At 36.0% G+C, this 12,125-nt stretch carries 7 protein-coding genes, 27 tRNA genes and 1 rRNA gene; 34 read left to right on the forward strand and 1 reads right to left on the reverse strand.

Annotated elements, in window-relative coordinates; translation table 11 throughout:
- Window positions 1-8 precede the first annotated feature (8 nt).
- The 17 genes from rrf (at window position 9) to F5ESL0230_RS01745 (ending at window position 1,541) form a co-directional block, all read left to right on the forward strand.
- Window positions 9-125: ribosomal RNA gene (gene rrf / locus F5ESL0230_RS01665) — 5S ribosomal RNA — on the forward strand.
- Between the two features lie 4 nt (window positions 126-129).
- Window positions 130-202, forward strand: a tRNA-Val gene (locus F5ESL0230_RS01670).
- A 4-nt stretch (window positions 203-206) separates the two neighbouring features.
- Window positions 207-279, forward strand: a tRNA-Lys gene (locus F5ESL0230_RS01675).
- Between the two features lie 14 nt (window positions 280-293).
- A tRNA-Leu gene (locus tag F5ESL0230_RS01680) sits at window positions 294-375 on the forward strand.
- A 31-nt stretch (window positions 376-406) separates the two neighbouring features.
- Window positions 407-479, forward strand: a tRNA-Thr gene (locus tag F5ESL0230_RS01685).
- A gap of 12 nt (window positions 480-491) precedes the next feature.
- Window positions 492-563: transfer RNA gene (locus F5ESL0230_RS01690), tRNA-Gly, on the forward strand.
- Window positions 564-573: 10 nt separating this feature from the next.
- A tRNA-Leu gene (locus F5ESL0230_RS01695) sits at window positions 574-659 on the forward strand.
- A gap of 9 nt (window positions 660-668) precedes the next feature.
- Window positions 669-742, forward strand: a tRNA-Arg gene (locus F5ESL0230_RS01700).
- Between the two features lie 7 nt (window positions 743-749).
- Window positions 750-823 (forward strand) — tRNA-Pro (locus F5ESL0230_RS01705).
- A gap of 37 nt (window positions 824-860) precedes the next feature.
- Window positions 861-934: transfer RNA gene (locus F5ESL0230_RS01710), tRNA-Met, on the forward strand.
- Between the two features lie 13 nt (window positions 935-947).
- Window positions 948-1,021 (forward strand) — tRNA-Ile (locus F5ESL0230_RS01715).
- A gap of 24 nt (window positions 1,022-1,045) precedes the next feature.
- A tRNA-Met gene (locus F5ESL0230_RS01720) sits at window positions 1,046-1,119 on the forward strand.
- A gap of 2 nt (window positions 1,120-1,121) precedes the next feature.
- Window positions 1,122-1,195: transfer RNA gene (locus tag F5ESL0230_RS01725), tRNA-Asp, on the forward strand.
- A 6-nt stretch (window positions 1,196-1,201) separates the two neighbouring features.
- Window positions 1,202-1,274: transfer RNA gene (locus F5ESL0230_RS01730), tRNA-Phe, on the forward strand.
- Between the two features lie 17 nt (window positions 1,275-1,291).
- Window positions 1,292-1,362 (forward strand) — tRNA-Gly (locus F5ESL0230_RS01735).
- 4 nt (window positions 1,363-1,366) lie between these two features.
- Window positions 1,367-1,440, forward strand: a tRNA-Ile gene (locus tag F5ESL0230_RS01740).
- An 11-nt stretch (window positions 1,441-1,451) separates the two neighbouring features.
- A tRNA-Ser gene (locus F5ESL0230_RS01745) sits at window positions 1,452-1,541 on the forward strand.
- Between the two features lie 874 nt (window positions 1,542-2,415).
- Here the strand turns inward: F5ESL0230_RS01745 and F5ESL0230_RS01750 are convergent.
- Window positions 2,416-3,672 (reverse strand): MFS transporter, encoded by a 1,257-nt coding sequence (locus F5ESL0230_RS01750; RefSeq protein ID WP_122021337.1) that lies wholly within the window; start codon window positions 3,670-3,672, stop codon window positions 2,416-2,418.
- Between the two features lie 126 nt (window positions 3,673-3,798).
- Here F5ESL0230_RS01750 and F5ESL0230_RS01755 point away from each other — a divergent pair, with 126 nt between their 5' ends.
- The 17 genes from F5ESL0230_RS01755 (at window position 3,799) to secG (ending at window position 12,085) form a co-directional block, all read left to right on the forward strand.
- On the forward strand, window positions 3,799-4,653 hold the full coding sequence (locus F5ESL0230_RS01755; protein WP_158592374.1) for a helix-turn-helix domain-containing protein: 855 nt from the start codon (window positions 3,799-3,801) through the stop codon (window positions 4,651-4,653).
- A 678-nt stretch (window positions 4,654-5,331) separates the two neighbouring features.
- Window positions 5,332-5,403: transfer RNA gene (locus F5ESL0230_RS01760), tRNA-Glu, on the forward strand.
- Window positions 5,404-5,434: 31 nt separating this feature from the next.
- Window positions 5,435-5,521: transfer RNA gene (locus tag F5ESL0230_RS01765), tRNA-Ser, on the forward strand.
- 9 nt (window positions 5,522-5,530) lie between these two features.
- Window positions 5,531-5,604 (forward strand) — tRNA-Met (locus tag F5ESL0230_RS01770).
- Window positions 5,605-5,607: 3 nt separating this feature from the next.
- Window positions 5,608-5,681: transfer RNA gene (locus F5ESL0230_RS01775), tRNA-Asp, on the forward strand.
- A gap of 6 nt (window positions 5,682-5,687) precedes the next feature.
- Window positions 5,688-5,760 (forward strand) — tRNA-Phe (locus F5ESL0230_RS01780).
- A 7-nt stretch (window positions 5,761-5,767) separates the two neighbouring features.
- Window positions 5,768-5,849: transfer RNA gene (locus F5ESL0230_RS01785), tRNA-Tyr, on the forward strand.
- 4 nt (window positions 5,850-5,853) lie between these two features.
- Window positions 5,854-5,924: transfer RNA gene (locus F5ESL0230_RS01790), tRNA-Trp, on the forward strand.
- A 13-nt stretch (window positions 5,925-5,937) separates the two neighbouring features.
- Window positions 5,938-6,010, forward strand: a tRNA-His gene (locus tag F5ESL0230_RS01795).
- Between the two features lie 7 nt (window positions 6,011-6,017).
- Window positions 6,018-6,089: transfer RNA gene (locus tag F5ESL0230_RS01800), tRNA-Gln, on the forward strand.
- 21 nt (window positions 6,090-6,110) lie between these two features.
- Window positions 6,111-6,181, forward strand: a tRNA-Cys gene (locus F5ESL0230_RS01805).
- Between the two features lie 42 nt (window positions 6,182-6,223).
- A tRNA-Leu gene (locus F5ESL0230_RS01810) sits at window positions 6,224-6,307 on the forward strand.
- Window positions 6,308-6,420: 113 nt separating this feature from the next.
- Window positions 6,421-7,593: a glycosyltransferase family 4 protein gene (locus tag F5ESL0230_RS01815; RefSeq protein ID WP_122021338.1), complete on the forward strand. Its 1,173-nt coding sequence runs from the start codon at window positions 6,421-6,423 to the stop codon at window positions 7,591-7,593.
- Complete coding sequence (locus F5ESL0230_RS01820; protein WP_122021339.1) at window positions 7,586-8,629, forward strand: glycosyltransferase family 4 protein; 1,044 nt, start codon at window positions 7,586-7,588, stop codon at window positions 8,627-8,629. The genes F5ESL0230_RS01815 and F5ESL0230_RS01820 overlap by 8 nt, the downstream gene beginning before the upstream one ends.
- Window positions 8,629-9,654 carry a lysylphosphatidylglycerol synthase transmembrane domain-containing protein gene (locus F5ESL0230_RS01825; protein WP_122021340.1) on the forward strand — a complete coding sequence of 342 codons (1,026 nt, stop codon included), beginning with the start codon at window positions 8,629-8,631 and terminating at the stop codon, window positions 9,652-9,654. The genes F5ESL0230_RS01820 and F5ESL0230_RS01825 overlap by 1 nt, the downstream gene beginning before the upstream one ends.
- Before the next feature lie 67 nt (window positions 9,655-9,721).
- A complete protein-coding gene (locus F5ESL0230_RS01830) occupies window positions 9,722-11,782 on the forward strand; it encodes an LTA synthase family protein (protein ID WP_122021341.1) in 2,061 nt (686 codons plus the stop codon).
- 69 nt (window positions 11,783-11,851) lie between these two features.
- A complete protein-coding gene (gene secG, locus F5ESL0230_RS01835; protein ID WP_090093394.1) occupies window positions 11,852-12,085 on the forward strand; it encodes a preprotein translocase subunit SecG in 234 nt (77 codons plus the stop codon).
- Window positions 12,086-12,125: the final 40 nt, after the last annotated feature.

Genomic DNA, 12,125 nt, shown 5'->3' on the forward strand with positions numbered 1-12,125 from the left:
AAAAGAAGTACGGTGGCAAGAGCAAGAAGGAAACACCTGTAACCATGCCGAACACAGAAGTTAAGCTTCTTAACGCCGAGAGTAGTTGGTGGGAGACTGCCTGCGAGGGTAGGACGTTGCCGTGCTTATGGAGGATTAGCTCAGCTGGGAGAGCATCTGCCTTACAAGCAGGAGGTCACAGGTTCGAGCCCTGTATCCTCCATTCCGAGTCGTTAGCTCAGTCGGTAGAGCATCTGACTTTTAATCAGAGGGTCGACGGTTCAAGCCCGTCACGACTCATGGCCCCATTTTTTGCGGGTGTGGCGGAATTGGCAGACGCGCTAGATTTAGGTTCTAGTGTTTTCGGACGTGTGGGTTCAAGTCCCACCACCCGTATTCGCCAATATTATTACCATATTTACATTATGCCGATTTAGCTCAGTTGGTAGAGCATCTGTCTTGTAAACAGGGGGTCGTACGTTCAAATCGTATAATCGGCATTACATATTTATGCGGAAGTAGTTCAGTGGTAGAACATCACCTTGCCATGGTGGGGGTCGCGGGTTCGAATCCCGTCTTCCGCTTTCATTACTTGCCGGGGTGGCGGAATTGGCAGACGCACGGGACTTAAAATCCCGCGGTTGGTTTCAACCGTACCGGTTCGACTCCGGTCCTCGGCATATAATGACGCGCCCTTAGCGCAACTGGATAGAGTGTCTGACTACGAATCAGAAGGTTGAAGGTTCAAATCCTTCAGGGCGCATTAATTTCGGGAAGTGGCTCAGTTTGGTAGAGCACCTGGTTTGGGACCAGGGGGTCGCAGGTTCGAATCCTGTCTTCCCGATTGTAATCTTTATTATTAATGGTTACATTTGTTTGTTGGCGGTGTAGCTCAGCTGGCTAGAGCGTCCGGTTCATACCCGGGAGGTCGAGGGTTCGATCCCCCCCGCCGCTATTTGTTCGACCTTGGACCTTTAGCTCAGTTGGTTAGAGCAGACGGCTCATAACCGTCCTGTCGTAGGTTCGAGTCCTACAAGGTCCATATGGCATGGTAATTTGTTAATATCGCGGGATGGAGCAGTATGGTAGCTCGTCGGGCTCATAACCCGAAGGTCGGTGGTTCAAATCCACCTCCCGCAATTGGTCCATTGGAGCAGTGGTTTATCTCGTCTCCCTGTCACGGAGAAGATCATCAGTTCGAATCTGATATGGACCGTAAGATGGCTCGGTAGCTCAGTCGGTAGAGCAAAGGATTGAAGCTCCTTGTGTCGGCGGTTCGATTCCGTCCCGCGCCATTTTTTGATATTTATTTGCGGGTATGGTTTAGTGGTAAAACGAAAGCCTTCCAAGCTTTAGTCGCGAGTCCGATTCTCGTTACCCGCTTTAGGGGCCTATAGCTCAGCTGGTTAGAGCGCACGCCTGATAAGCGTGAGGTCGATGGTTCAAGTCCATTTAGGCCCATCTAAATATATGGAGACTTACTCAAGTGGCTGAAGAGGCGCCCCTGCTAAGGGTGTAGATCGGGTTATTCCGGTGCGAGAGTTCGAATCCCTCAGTCTCCGCTATATAATAATAAAAAGGCTTGATACTTCAAAGTATCAAGCCTTTTTATTTACTTTCGTAAGGAAAATGCACGGCAAAAAAGTAATTTACATGTTTAATTTTTGGATTAAAGCAATTACAGTAGCTTCGTGCTTGGTTAATAAGTCGTTTTTATGACGACGTTGCCTAGCACCTTAGATTATGACTAAGCGATAAGAAATATGGTTTACTACTGCGCCGGAAGTTTCAACTTAAATGTATGCTAATCTTTTTAATTAGATTTGATAACCAACAATCGTAAAAGCGGTTATGTTATTTTTCTTTATGGAGCTAGTCTACTTACTGAAGGAATTAAAAGATGATTAATTTTTTGATATACGAGGTCGAAAAAATCATTTACGTCAATCTATTAATTTGATCTTGCAACAGCTTGGAAGCGTTAAAAATACCAATTCCCAATTTTTTATTCTCTAGTAAAGAGCATAAAGGAAAATTCGACCTCCATGCTTTTAAAAAAGGCGTACTGGGCTTGTTGGTACCAAGCAATTTGCCAATTGCGAAAGTGGGAGCATTTAGGGTGTTTTTGGTAATATTACAGAGCAAAATTGAATTTTTGACTTGTTGTTAACAAATTGTTTTAAAATTATGGTAAATAAAATTGCATGATTTAAAAATAGATTGGTCGAATTGTGGAATCAAAAAATAGCTACAATAAAAAGCCCAGATTATTGGACTTTTTATCTGCTATCCAGATTTAAATTCACAAATTTATTTTGGGGACGATTGTTTGTTCTGATTTAGTGGCGTTTTTTGCCTACTTTGTTTAAGGTACATTATATTAAATTGGTAGTGGTATAAATTAAGGACAGGTAAATGTAATAAATTTGTTTCTAGTTATGCTTCATTAATAGCTGCATTTTTATTAGTAGAATAGACTACCCTAACTATTGTTGCTAAAATAATTAAACAAGTTACACCTAACAGTGTTAATGCGATAGTAATACCGAACGAAGCAGTAATTGTAGTAAAAATAGTTGTCATAACTGGCGCAGTCACTACTAAAATCGTGTTAAGCATTCCCATAGTTGATGACAAAATGTTTTGATCGACTGCTTTAACAAGCCACTGTGTTAATTTAGGGTTAGCCGTACCAATAAATATTGCAAGGCTTACCATGATTGGCAGACAAATGAAAATATTTTTAATAAGCATTGTACCAATAACTACGATACTTAAAGTTGCTGAAATAATTGCGATAGTGAATAATGACATATTCTTGAATAATTTTGTGCCTACAATACTACCAAGTGCCATACCAGCAGTCATTACACCTCCTATTAGGGCAATCGTAAAACTGTATGTTCCAATGACCATAGAAGACTTATTACCGGCGATTACGATTGAAATTAAAGGTTCAATTGTTCCTAAAACTCCATTTAATAAAGCAATTACTAAAACGACTGCTAACAACCCCTTTGCCTTTTTTACTTGTTTGAATGATAAAGCAATTGTTTTAAAGAACCCCTCTTCATTAACTGACGTAGTTCCTTCTTGAGGACGAGTCTTGTAATAATTACGGCCGACGCTGGCAAAAAGGGCACCTGCCACTAAAAATGTTAAGGCGTTGAAGATTGCTAGACTAGAATAAGACATGAAAAGTAATAAACCAGAACCAATGAATTGTGCAATCATATTGATAATACCGTTGATCCCACTAACAAATCCTTCAGCTTCAGCAACTTCATCATCTCCAACAATGTTAACAACTAGAGGCATTTGAAGGCCGTTAGAGTATGAGCCAGCGATATCTGATATTAAGTTAATACCAATAACAGCTAAAACTAGATTCCAACCAGCAAAGCCGCTGGCAAAAAGCAAGCCGACGATTAGATAGAGTCCAAAGCGTATAGCGGCTAACCAAACCATTAATTTGAATTTATTTTTGGTACGGTCAGCTAAATAGCCACTAAAAACTTGTAGAATTTGAGGTACTGATTCTGAAATTGAAATCAGTGAAATAGCTAAGGCATAATTTCTTAATTTACTTGCATAAGTAATAAGTGCTAAGTAAAACAAAATATTGCCTGCACCAGATAGAAAACTGGCGATTGTAAATTTTCGATAATCCTTGTTCTTTGCAAAAACGTCCATAATTTTATAACTCCTAAATTAAATATTTTATACATTAAGTTATAACGTGTTTATAATAAGGAATATCAAAAAAAGTCGTATTTGAATGTTAAACGCCAAATTTGAATGAAATTAAGAGGATCACGAATGACAATAGGACAATTGCTAAAGCAATATCGAATTGAGAGCTTGAAAACTCAAAAAGAATGGGCTGGTAATACGATTAGTACATCATATTATTCAAAAGTTGAAAAAGACCAGCACAGAATTACAGCCGAGGATCTAATTGCATTATTGCATGCTAATAACATTAAGCTGTGGGAATTTTTTGGCAGGCTTAGTCAAGAAGATAAAGTAAAATATGATGAAAACAGCGATATCGGCGAAGCAATTAATGAAGCGTTTTATCATAATGATAAGGAACAGCTTAAGGATATTAAAAATGTCATTGCAAATAGCGAAATAGTTGATAAAGAAGATCAGTTGCTATTTATAGATGCACTTATAGCTTTAGTTGGCAATCACGTAGAAGATCTTGATGAAAAAGAACGAATTAAGTTGAAAGAAAAGATTTTTAATATTTCTAATTTTGACGAAAATAAATTAGATTTGTATTGTAACTTGATGCCATTTTATGATCTTGATAGCAACTTGTTAATAAGTCGGCGAGTGATTACGCAATTTTGCCATTCTGGGAGTTCGAATGTTCAAGAAACAATATTAGGAATAGAGATAAACATGTTAATTATGTGTATTGAGAAAAGTAGATATAAAGAAACAGAATTCTTTATTCGGACAGCTGATCAAATTAGTACTAAACCAAATTTGTTTTTTTATAAAAACTGCATTTTTATACTTAAAAATATAGTGAATTATCACTATGAAAGAAAGGATGAGTATTTAAATAAAGCTCGAATGGCAATTGATCACATTAGTTCGTTAGGCATGCCGGAGTATAGCAAAGATATGAAAGACATTCTAGATAAGTATGGGAAAAATTAAAAAAAGTCGTATTTGATATTTAAAATTCAAATACGACTTTTTTATTATCTTCTGTTAAATCGAAAATATACTTAAGCTACAAAGTTTAAAACAGAAGGAGAGGAAAATATGAATACATCAACTTTTACATGGATGATTATTATCATTCACAAGTAATGCAAGTAATGAATAAAGCGGAGCAACAAACAGTTAAACATCGAGTATCTACAAAAGGAGTGTTGATAAAATTTTAAATCACCAGTTTATAAGTTAATATTTTTGGTGGTCTTTTTCTTTTTTTAAAGACCTTATATGGCGCGGATAGTTTGTTTGAAGACACCTGATTCATTCGCTAACTGCTTGATTGTTTTGGCCACAATACATTCTTCATCTTAGTAATTACTGCTGATTATTTAGGTATAGCTACCAAGAAGTTGAAAACTATAGGATAGCTGCTCGTGTCGCACATGTCTAGATTGTTGACCGGTTAAAAATAAAGAATAGGTTTTTAATGTTATACCTTAAGAAAAAAAAAAAAATTTCAAAAAAGTCTTGCAAGATCACTTTGAATCCTGTATTATAAATAGCGTTGTGAGTCAACGTAGTAGCTCAACTTAATTATTTGAAAAAATTGTTGACTTTCTTGCTTAAGTTAGGTATTATAATTAAGCGTTATGTGACATTTGTCATGACGAATCTGACCCGTTGGTCAAGTGGTTAAGACATCGCCCTTTCACGGCGGTAACATGGGTTCAAATCCCGTACGGGTCATTACCACTAATATTTTGGTAAATTTACAATTGGAGGATTACCCAAGTGGCTTAAGGGGACGGTTTTGAAAACCGTTAGGCGGTCTTGCCGTGCGTGGGTTCAAATCCCACATCCTCCTTTATAATATCGCGGGATGGAGCAGTATGGTAGCTCGTCGGGCTCATAACCCGAAGGTCGGTGGTTCAAATCCACCTCCCGCAATTTGGTCCATTGGAGCAGTGGTTTATCTCGTCTCCCTGTCACGGAGAAGATCATCAGTTCGAATCTGATATGGACCGTAAGATGGCTCGGTAGCTCAGTCGGTAGAGCAAAGGATTGAAGCTCCTTGTGTCGGCGGTTCGATTCCGTCCCGCGCCATCAGCCTGGAGGAGTAGCGAAGTGGCTAAACGCGGCGGTCTGTAAAACCGCTCTCTCTGAGTTCGGCGGTTCGAATCCACCCTCCTCCATAATAGGGATATCGTATAAAGGTAGTACATCGGTCTCCAAAACCGCTAGTGTGGGTTCAATTCCTACTATCCCTGTTAAAACTTTATGGCGGAATTGGTGAAGGGGTTAACACACCGGTTTGTGGATCCGGCATACATGGGTTCGAATCCCATATTCCGCCCTAGCATTGGGATATAGCCAAGTGGTAAGGCACTAGACTTTGACTCTATTATGCGCTGGTTCGAATCCAGCTATCCCAATCTATTAATAAAATATTCGATGGCGGTGTAGCCAAGTGGTAAGGCAGAGGTCTGCAAAACCTTAATCGTCGGTTCAAATCCGATCCCCGCCTTTGGTTCAGTCATTGAGCTTTAAATTAATAAGTAGCTTTTATGGCGGTGTGGCGGAATTGGCAGACGCGTCAGACTCAAAATCTGGTGTCCCTTGGGACGTATCGGTTCGACCCCGATCACCGCTATAATAATTAGCCCTTCTGAAGGGCTATTTTTTTATAATTTTTTGCTTTTTTTCTTATATAAATTGCACAAGTATTAACTAATCTTTATAATACCTTTATACGGAGGTATTCAAATGAATATTGGTATTTTTACCGATACATATTTCCCACAAATAAGTGGAGTGGCAACATCAATTGAAACGCTTAAAGAAGCTCTAGAAGATCAGGGACATAATGTTTTTATTTTTACAACTACTGATCCCCATGTTGAAAAAGGACGAGTAGATGCTAATGTTTTTCGTTTTAGTAGTGTACCGTTTATTTCTTTTACTGATCGCCGAATTGCCTATAGAGGCTTTTTTGAAGCAACTAAGGTTGCTCGTGAAGTTAAGCTTGATATTGTTCATACTCAAACTGAATTTGCACTAGGAATGATAGGTAAGTATGTAGCCCATCAGCTCAAGATTCCAGCCATTCATACTTATCATACAATGTATGAGGACTATTTACATTATGTTCTAAATGGTCATTTGCTTAGACCATATCATGTTAAGCAGTTTACCAAGGTCTTTCTTAAAAACATGGATGGGGTAATTGCTCCTAGCGAACGTGTAGACGAACTTTTAAAACGTTATAGGGTTGGTATACCTATAAAGGTAATTCCAACAGGCGTGGACGTTAAAAACATGAATAAGAAGGTAAATCGTGATATTCGTCAAGAACTAGGCATTGCTGCTGATGCACCAGTAATATTAACTTTAAGTAGAATCGCTGGCGAAAAAAAGATTGATCGCATACTTAATGTGATGCCAGAAATCGTTGAAGAATTTCCTAATGTTTGTTTAGTTATTTCTGGTGATGGACCTGATGTTAAAGTATTGCAAGATCAAGTGGAGCGGTTGACCCTTGAAAATAATGTAATTTTTACTGGTGATGTGAATCATGATGACGTCGGAGCCTTTTACAAAATGGCAAATTTATTTGTTTCAGCCAGTGATACTGAAACACAAGGATTAACTTACATTGAAGCATTAGCAGCTGGAACAAAATGTGTAGTTTATGATACTAATTATACTGAACATGTTTTTGATGATCCTGACTTTGGTCAAGTATTTACTACTCCAAGCGAGATGCGCGACAAAATTATATTCTATTTAAATAATAAGCAAACTATAATTCCTAAAGATAAACTAAAGACGAAACTCGATCAAATTTCTGCTGAAAAATTTGGTAGAGAAGTTTATCAGTTTTATCAAGAAGTAATTGATAATTATCAAGAAAATTTTAAAGAGGATTCAAATGATTAGAATCAACATGTTCTCACAAGCAGATTCTGTAGCTGGTCAAGGCGTTGGCTCGGCTTACAAAGAATTGATGAGCCTGCTTAGGACGCATTTAATTAATGAATTTTACGTGACAAATAATAAATATGGGCTGAGTGATTTAACCCACTATCATACAATTAATCCAACTTATTATGCCAATAGTTTTTCACCAGCTAGAGGACGTAAGATTGGATATGTGCATTTTTTGCCTGAAACACTTGAAGGTTCACTTCAATTACCTTCATATGCTAAAAAAGTCTTTTATAACTATGTCATTGATTTTTACAAAAGAATGGATCAAATTGTTGTAGTTAATCCAATTTTTATTGATAAGTTAGTTAAATATGGCATCAGACGAGAAAATATAAAATATATTCCTAATTTTGTAGCTAAAAATGAATTTTATCCCAAGAAACAAGTAGAAAAAAATGCTTTTCGTCATCAAATAGGGATTCCATTGGATAAATTTGTTGTTTTTGGAGATGGTCAAGTTCAAGCACGTAAAGGTGTCGATGATTTTGTAAAAATGGCCAAAGCTAATCCAGAGATTCAATTTATTTGGGCTGGAGGTTTCTCATTTGGTAAAATTACTGACGGCTATGAGCATTTTAAAAAAATGGTTGACCAACCACCAAAAAATTTGCAATTTACAGGGATCATTGACCGGCAAAAGTTAGTTGACTACTTAAATATTGCCAATCTTTTTGTTTTACCATCATATGATGAATTATTTCCAATGTCAGTGCTTGAAGCATTTAGCTGTGGTACGCCAGTATTATTGCGTAATCTTGACTTATATGAAGCAATTATTAGTGGCTATTATCTAAAAGGTAAGGACTTTGCTGAGATGAATGCACAACTTCGTCAAGCTGTGCAAGATCAAGCGCTCTTAAATAAATACAGTAATTTATCAATTAAAGCTAGTGAAAAATATTCAGAAAATAACTTAGCAAAAATTTGGAACGATTTTTATCATGAACAATATGAAATTGGACAAAAATTAGGGCAGATTCACTAATGAATAAAAAATATTTTTGGGGAATTGTGGTTGTTTTATTAATTAGTGGCGGAGTCTTATACTTAGACCTCAAAGACATACCTTTTGTTCACTTAATCGAAGCTGCTAAAAATATAAATGTTATTGCTTTATTTGCAGTATTTGGTCTAATGATGCTATCTTATGCTTTTGAAGCGAGTATATTAGCAGTGTTAGCGAAGAGAAAGAACGAACCTAGGCGCTCAAGATGGGCTTTTTTTCGTATACCGATAATCCAAGCTTTATTTAATGCAATAACGCCTATGTCAACTGGGGGACAACCTTCACAGTTAGCAGCAATGATTCAGATTGGAATTGAAGGAGGACGGGCGACTTCAATTTTATTAATGAAATTTATTATTTATCAAATTGTAGTATTTTTTGCTTATGTGATAACGATTATTACTGGATTTAACTTGGTTGCAACCAAGTTCGCTGGCTTGGCTTTTCTGATTGCGGTTGGTTTTTTACTACACATTAGTTCAATTGTCTTTTTACTAGCAATTTTTTTTGCTTATGATTGGACAAAAAGAGTGACAAATATCTTAATGGATTTATTGAGTAGATTTATTAATACTAGCCGAGTTGCTGGCTGGCGAAATGGTACTTTAGAAAAGATTGATGCCTTTTATTATGAAAGTCAGAAATTAAGACAGGAAAAAAAGAAATTACTTTTGTCTGGTAGTTTAACGATATTACAGTTACTGTGTTTTTATTCGGTGCCATATTTGATATTACTAACTTTAAATGTATCGGCTGATTGGGTAAGCGTCACTCAAATGAATATTATGATTATGATGTTGATGTCAATAGTCCCAATTCCAGGAGCATCTGGTGGCGCTGAGTATAGTTTTCAGACACTTTTTGCAACATTTGTTTCTTCGCGTGGTTCATTGATTTTGGTTATGTTTTTGTGGCGTTTTGTTACGTATTTTTTTGGCATGATTTTAGGAATATTAGGCTGGATTTTTAAACCCCAAAAAATTTCTAGTACACTAGATGATTGATTTTAACTAAAAGATGTAGTAAGTAATCATACTGATTAGGATATTGGCATGGCAAAAGGAGAATAAAATGACACGAATTAAATCTTTTCTTCAATGGCTAACACAAGATAAATTGGGTTTTTTTGTCATTGTTTTAATGGCCTTTTGGCTAAAAACCTACATTGCATACTTGACCAAATTTAATTTAGGTTCAGTGGGTGCGATGCAAAACTTTTTATTATTTATTAACCCGCTTCCTGCTGCCATTTTATTGATGGGAATAGGTCTATTTTTTAAAGGGCGTAAATCATACTGGATTATTTTATCAATTGATCTATTACTGACTTTATGGTTATTTGCTAATATTTTATATTATCGGGAATTTTCTAACTTTTTATCCGTTTCAATTATTAAGACTTCTGGTTCAACTGCAGATAATTTAGGTAAAAGTATTATAGGAATAATTCATCCAAGTGATTTTTTAGTTTTTCTGGATTTCATAATAATTATTGGATTAATATCCAGTAAGGTAATTAGGTATGATCTCCGTCCTTTAAAATTGAAATTCAATTTATTAGTAGAGGGACTAGCAGCAATATTAATTGGACTGAACTTATTAATGGCACAAAAAGATCGGTCTGGCCTTTTAACTAGAACTTTTGATAATAGTTATATTGTTAAATACCTAGGAATGAATGAATATGCAATCTATGATGGCTTTAAAACCGCCCAAACAAGTGAACAGATGGCTAAAGCTAATGTATCAGATTTGCAATCGGTAAAAAAGTATTTAAAAAGTAATTCAGTTAAACCTAATGCAACATATACTGGCGTTGCCAAAGGGAAAAATGTTTTAATTATTCATTTGGAAAGTTTTCAGCAATTTTTGATTGACTACAAGTGGAAAGGTAAAGCAGTTACCCCCAACTTGAATAAGCTTTATCATTCTAAAAATAGTCTAAGTTTTGCTAATTTTTATAATCAAGTTGGTCAAGGTAAGACATCAGATGCTGAAATGATGCTTGAAAATTCACTTTACGGCTTGCAGTCTGGTTCAGCTATGTCTAGTTATGGCACATCTAATACCTTTGAGAGTGCTCCAGCCATCTTAAAGCAAAAAGCAAATTATACAACTGCAGTTATGCATGGTGGAGCAGGATCATTTTGGAATCGAAATAATGCATACAAGCAGTTCGGCTATCAATACTTTATGCCCCTTTCGTACTATGATAATAAGCCAAAATATTATATTGGTTATGGTTTAAAAGATAAAATCTTTTTCTCTCAATCAATTAAATATATAGAGCGCCTGCCGCAGCCGTTTTATTTAAAATTGCTAACCGTTACTAACCATTATCCTTATGAGATCGATAAGAAAAACCAAAAAATAGAACGTACGGATACTGGTGATGAAACAGTTGATGGTTATGTTCAGACAGCGCATTACTTGGATCAGGCTGTAGGTGAATTGCTTTCTTGGATGAAAAAAACGGGCCTAGATCAAAAGACAATTTTGGTTCTATATGGTGATCACTACGGTATTTCTGGTAATCATCATAAAGCTAGCGCTGAATTATTAAAGCAAGCTGATTTTACTAATTTCGATAATTTAAAATTTCAAAGGGTACCATTAATATTTAACATGAGAGGACTTAATGGCGGCATTAAAAAAACATATGGCGGTGAAATAGATGTGTTGCCAACTTTACTAAATTTACTTGGAATTAATAATCAAGATACTATTCAATTTGGGCATGACTTGTTGAGTTCAGCAGCGCCGCAAATTGTTGCTCAAAGAAATGGCGACTTTATTACGCCAAAATATGCAAAAGTAGGCGGAAATTATTATAGTACTAAGACAGGATTAGAAATAGAACATCCTGATAAAAAATTAAATGCTGAACTTGTTGGCCTCTCAAATAAAGTTACTACGCAATTGTCGCTATCAGACCGAGTAATTGCGGGGAATTTGCTACGTTTTTATAAGCCTAAATGGTTTAAAAAAGTTACGCCACATAAATATGATTATAATGAGGAAAAGTCTTTGAAAGATTTATTTAGTCAAAATAAGACTTCAATGTGGTATCAGAATCATCAGAAGTCAACGCAGTCGAAGTTTAAAACTGATGCGCCAGAATTGGAAAAATAAAATTAGTAATAAAACATATTTTGTGCTAAAATTTAACAGTAATCGTATCTGTATATTGGAGGCAGCATATTGTATAATTTATTTATGACGCTACTAATTATTGTTTCAATTTTAATCGTTATTGTTACAATGATGCAGCCGCAAAAGCAGCAAGATGCATTAAATGCCTTATCTGGCGGTGCAGTTTTTAGTGGACAAACAAAAAAACGTGGTTTTGAAGCATTTATGGAAAAAGTGACCGCAATTTTATTAGTTCTCTTTTTTGCTTTTGCTATTGTGTTAGCTTATTTGTCCTCAAAATAAGTGTTGGTTCCTCCCAATCAAACGATGGGAGGATTTTTTT

The sequence above is a fragment of the Lactobacillus sp. ESL0230 genome (genome assembly GCF_003692805.1).
In the GTDB taxonomy this organism is placed as follows: Bacteria; Bacillota; Bacilli; order Lactobacillales; family Lactobacillaceae; genus Lactobacillus; species Lactobacillus bombicola.

Bases quoted from the DNA above. Each gene is read 5' to 3' on its own strand.
- F5ESL0230_RS01830 (WP_122021341.1), top strand. From the start codon at position 9,722: ATGACACGAATTAAATCTTTTCTTCAATGGCTAACACAAGATAAATTG.
- F5ESL0230_RS01755 (WP_158592374.1), top strand. From the start codon at position 3,799: ATGACAATAGGACAATTGCTAAAGCAATATCGAATTGAGAGCTTGAAA.
- F5ESL0230_RS01815 (WP_122021338.1), top strand. From the start codon at position 6,421: ATGAATATTGGTATTTTTACCGATACATATTTCCCACAAATAAGTGGA.
- F5ESL0230_RS01825 (WP_122021340.1), top strand. From the start codon at position 8,629: ATGAATAAAAAATATTTTTGGGGAATTGTGGTTGTTTTATTAATTAGT.
- F5ESL0230_RS01820 (WP_122021339.1), top strand. From the start codon at position 7,586: ATGATTAGAATCAACATGTTCTCACAAGCAGATTCTGTAGCTGGTCAA.
- F5ESL0230_RS01750 (WP_122021337.1), bottom strand. From the start codon at position 3,672: ATGGACGTTTTTGCAAAGAACAAGGATTATCGAAAATTTACAATCGCC.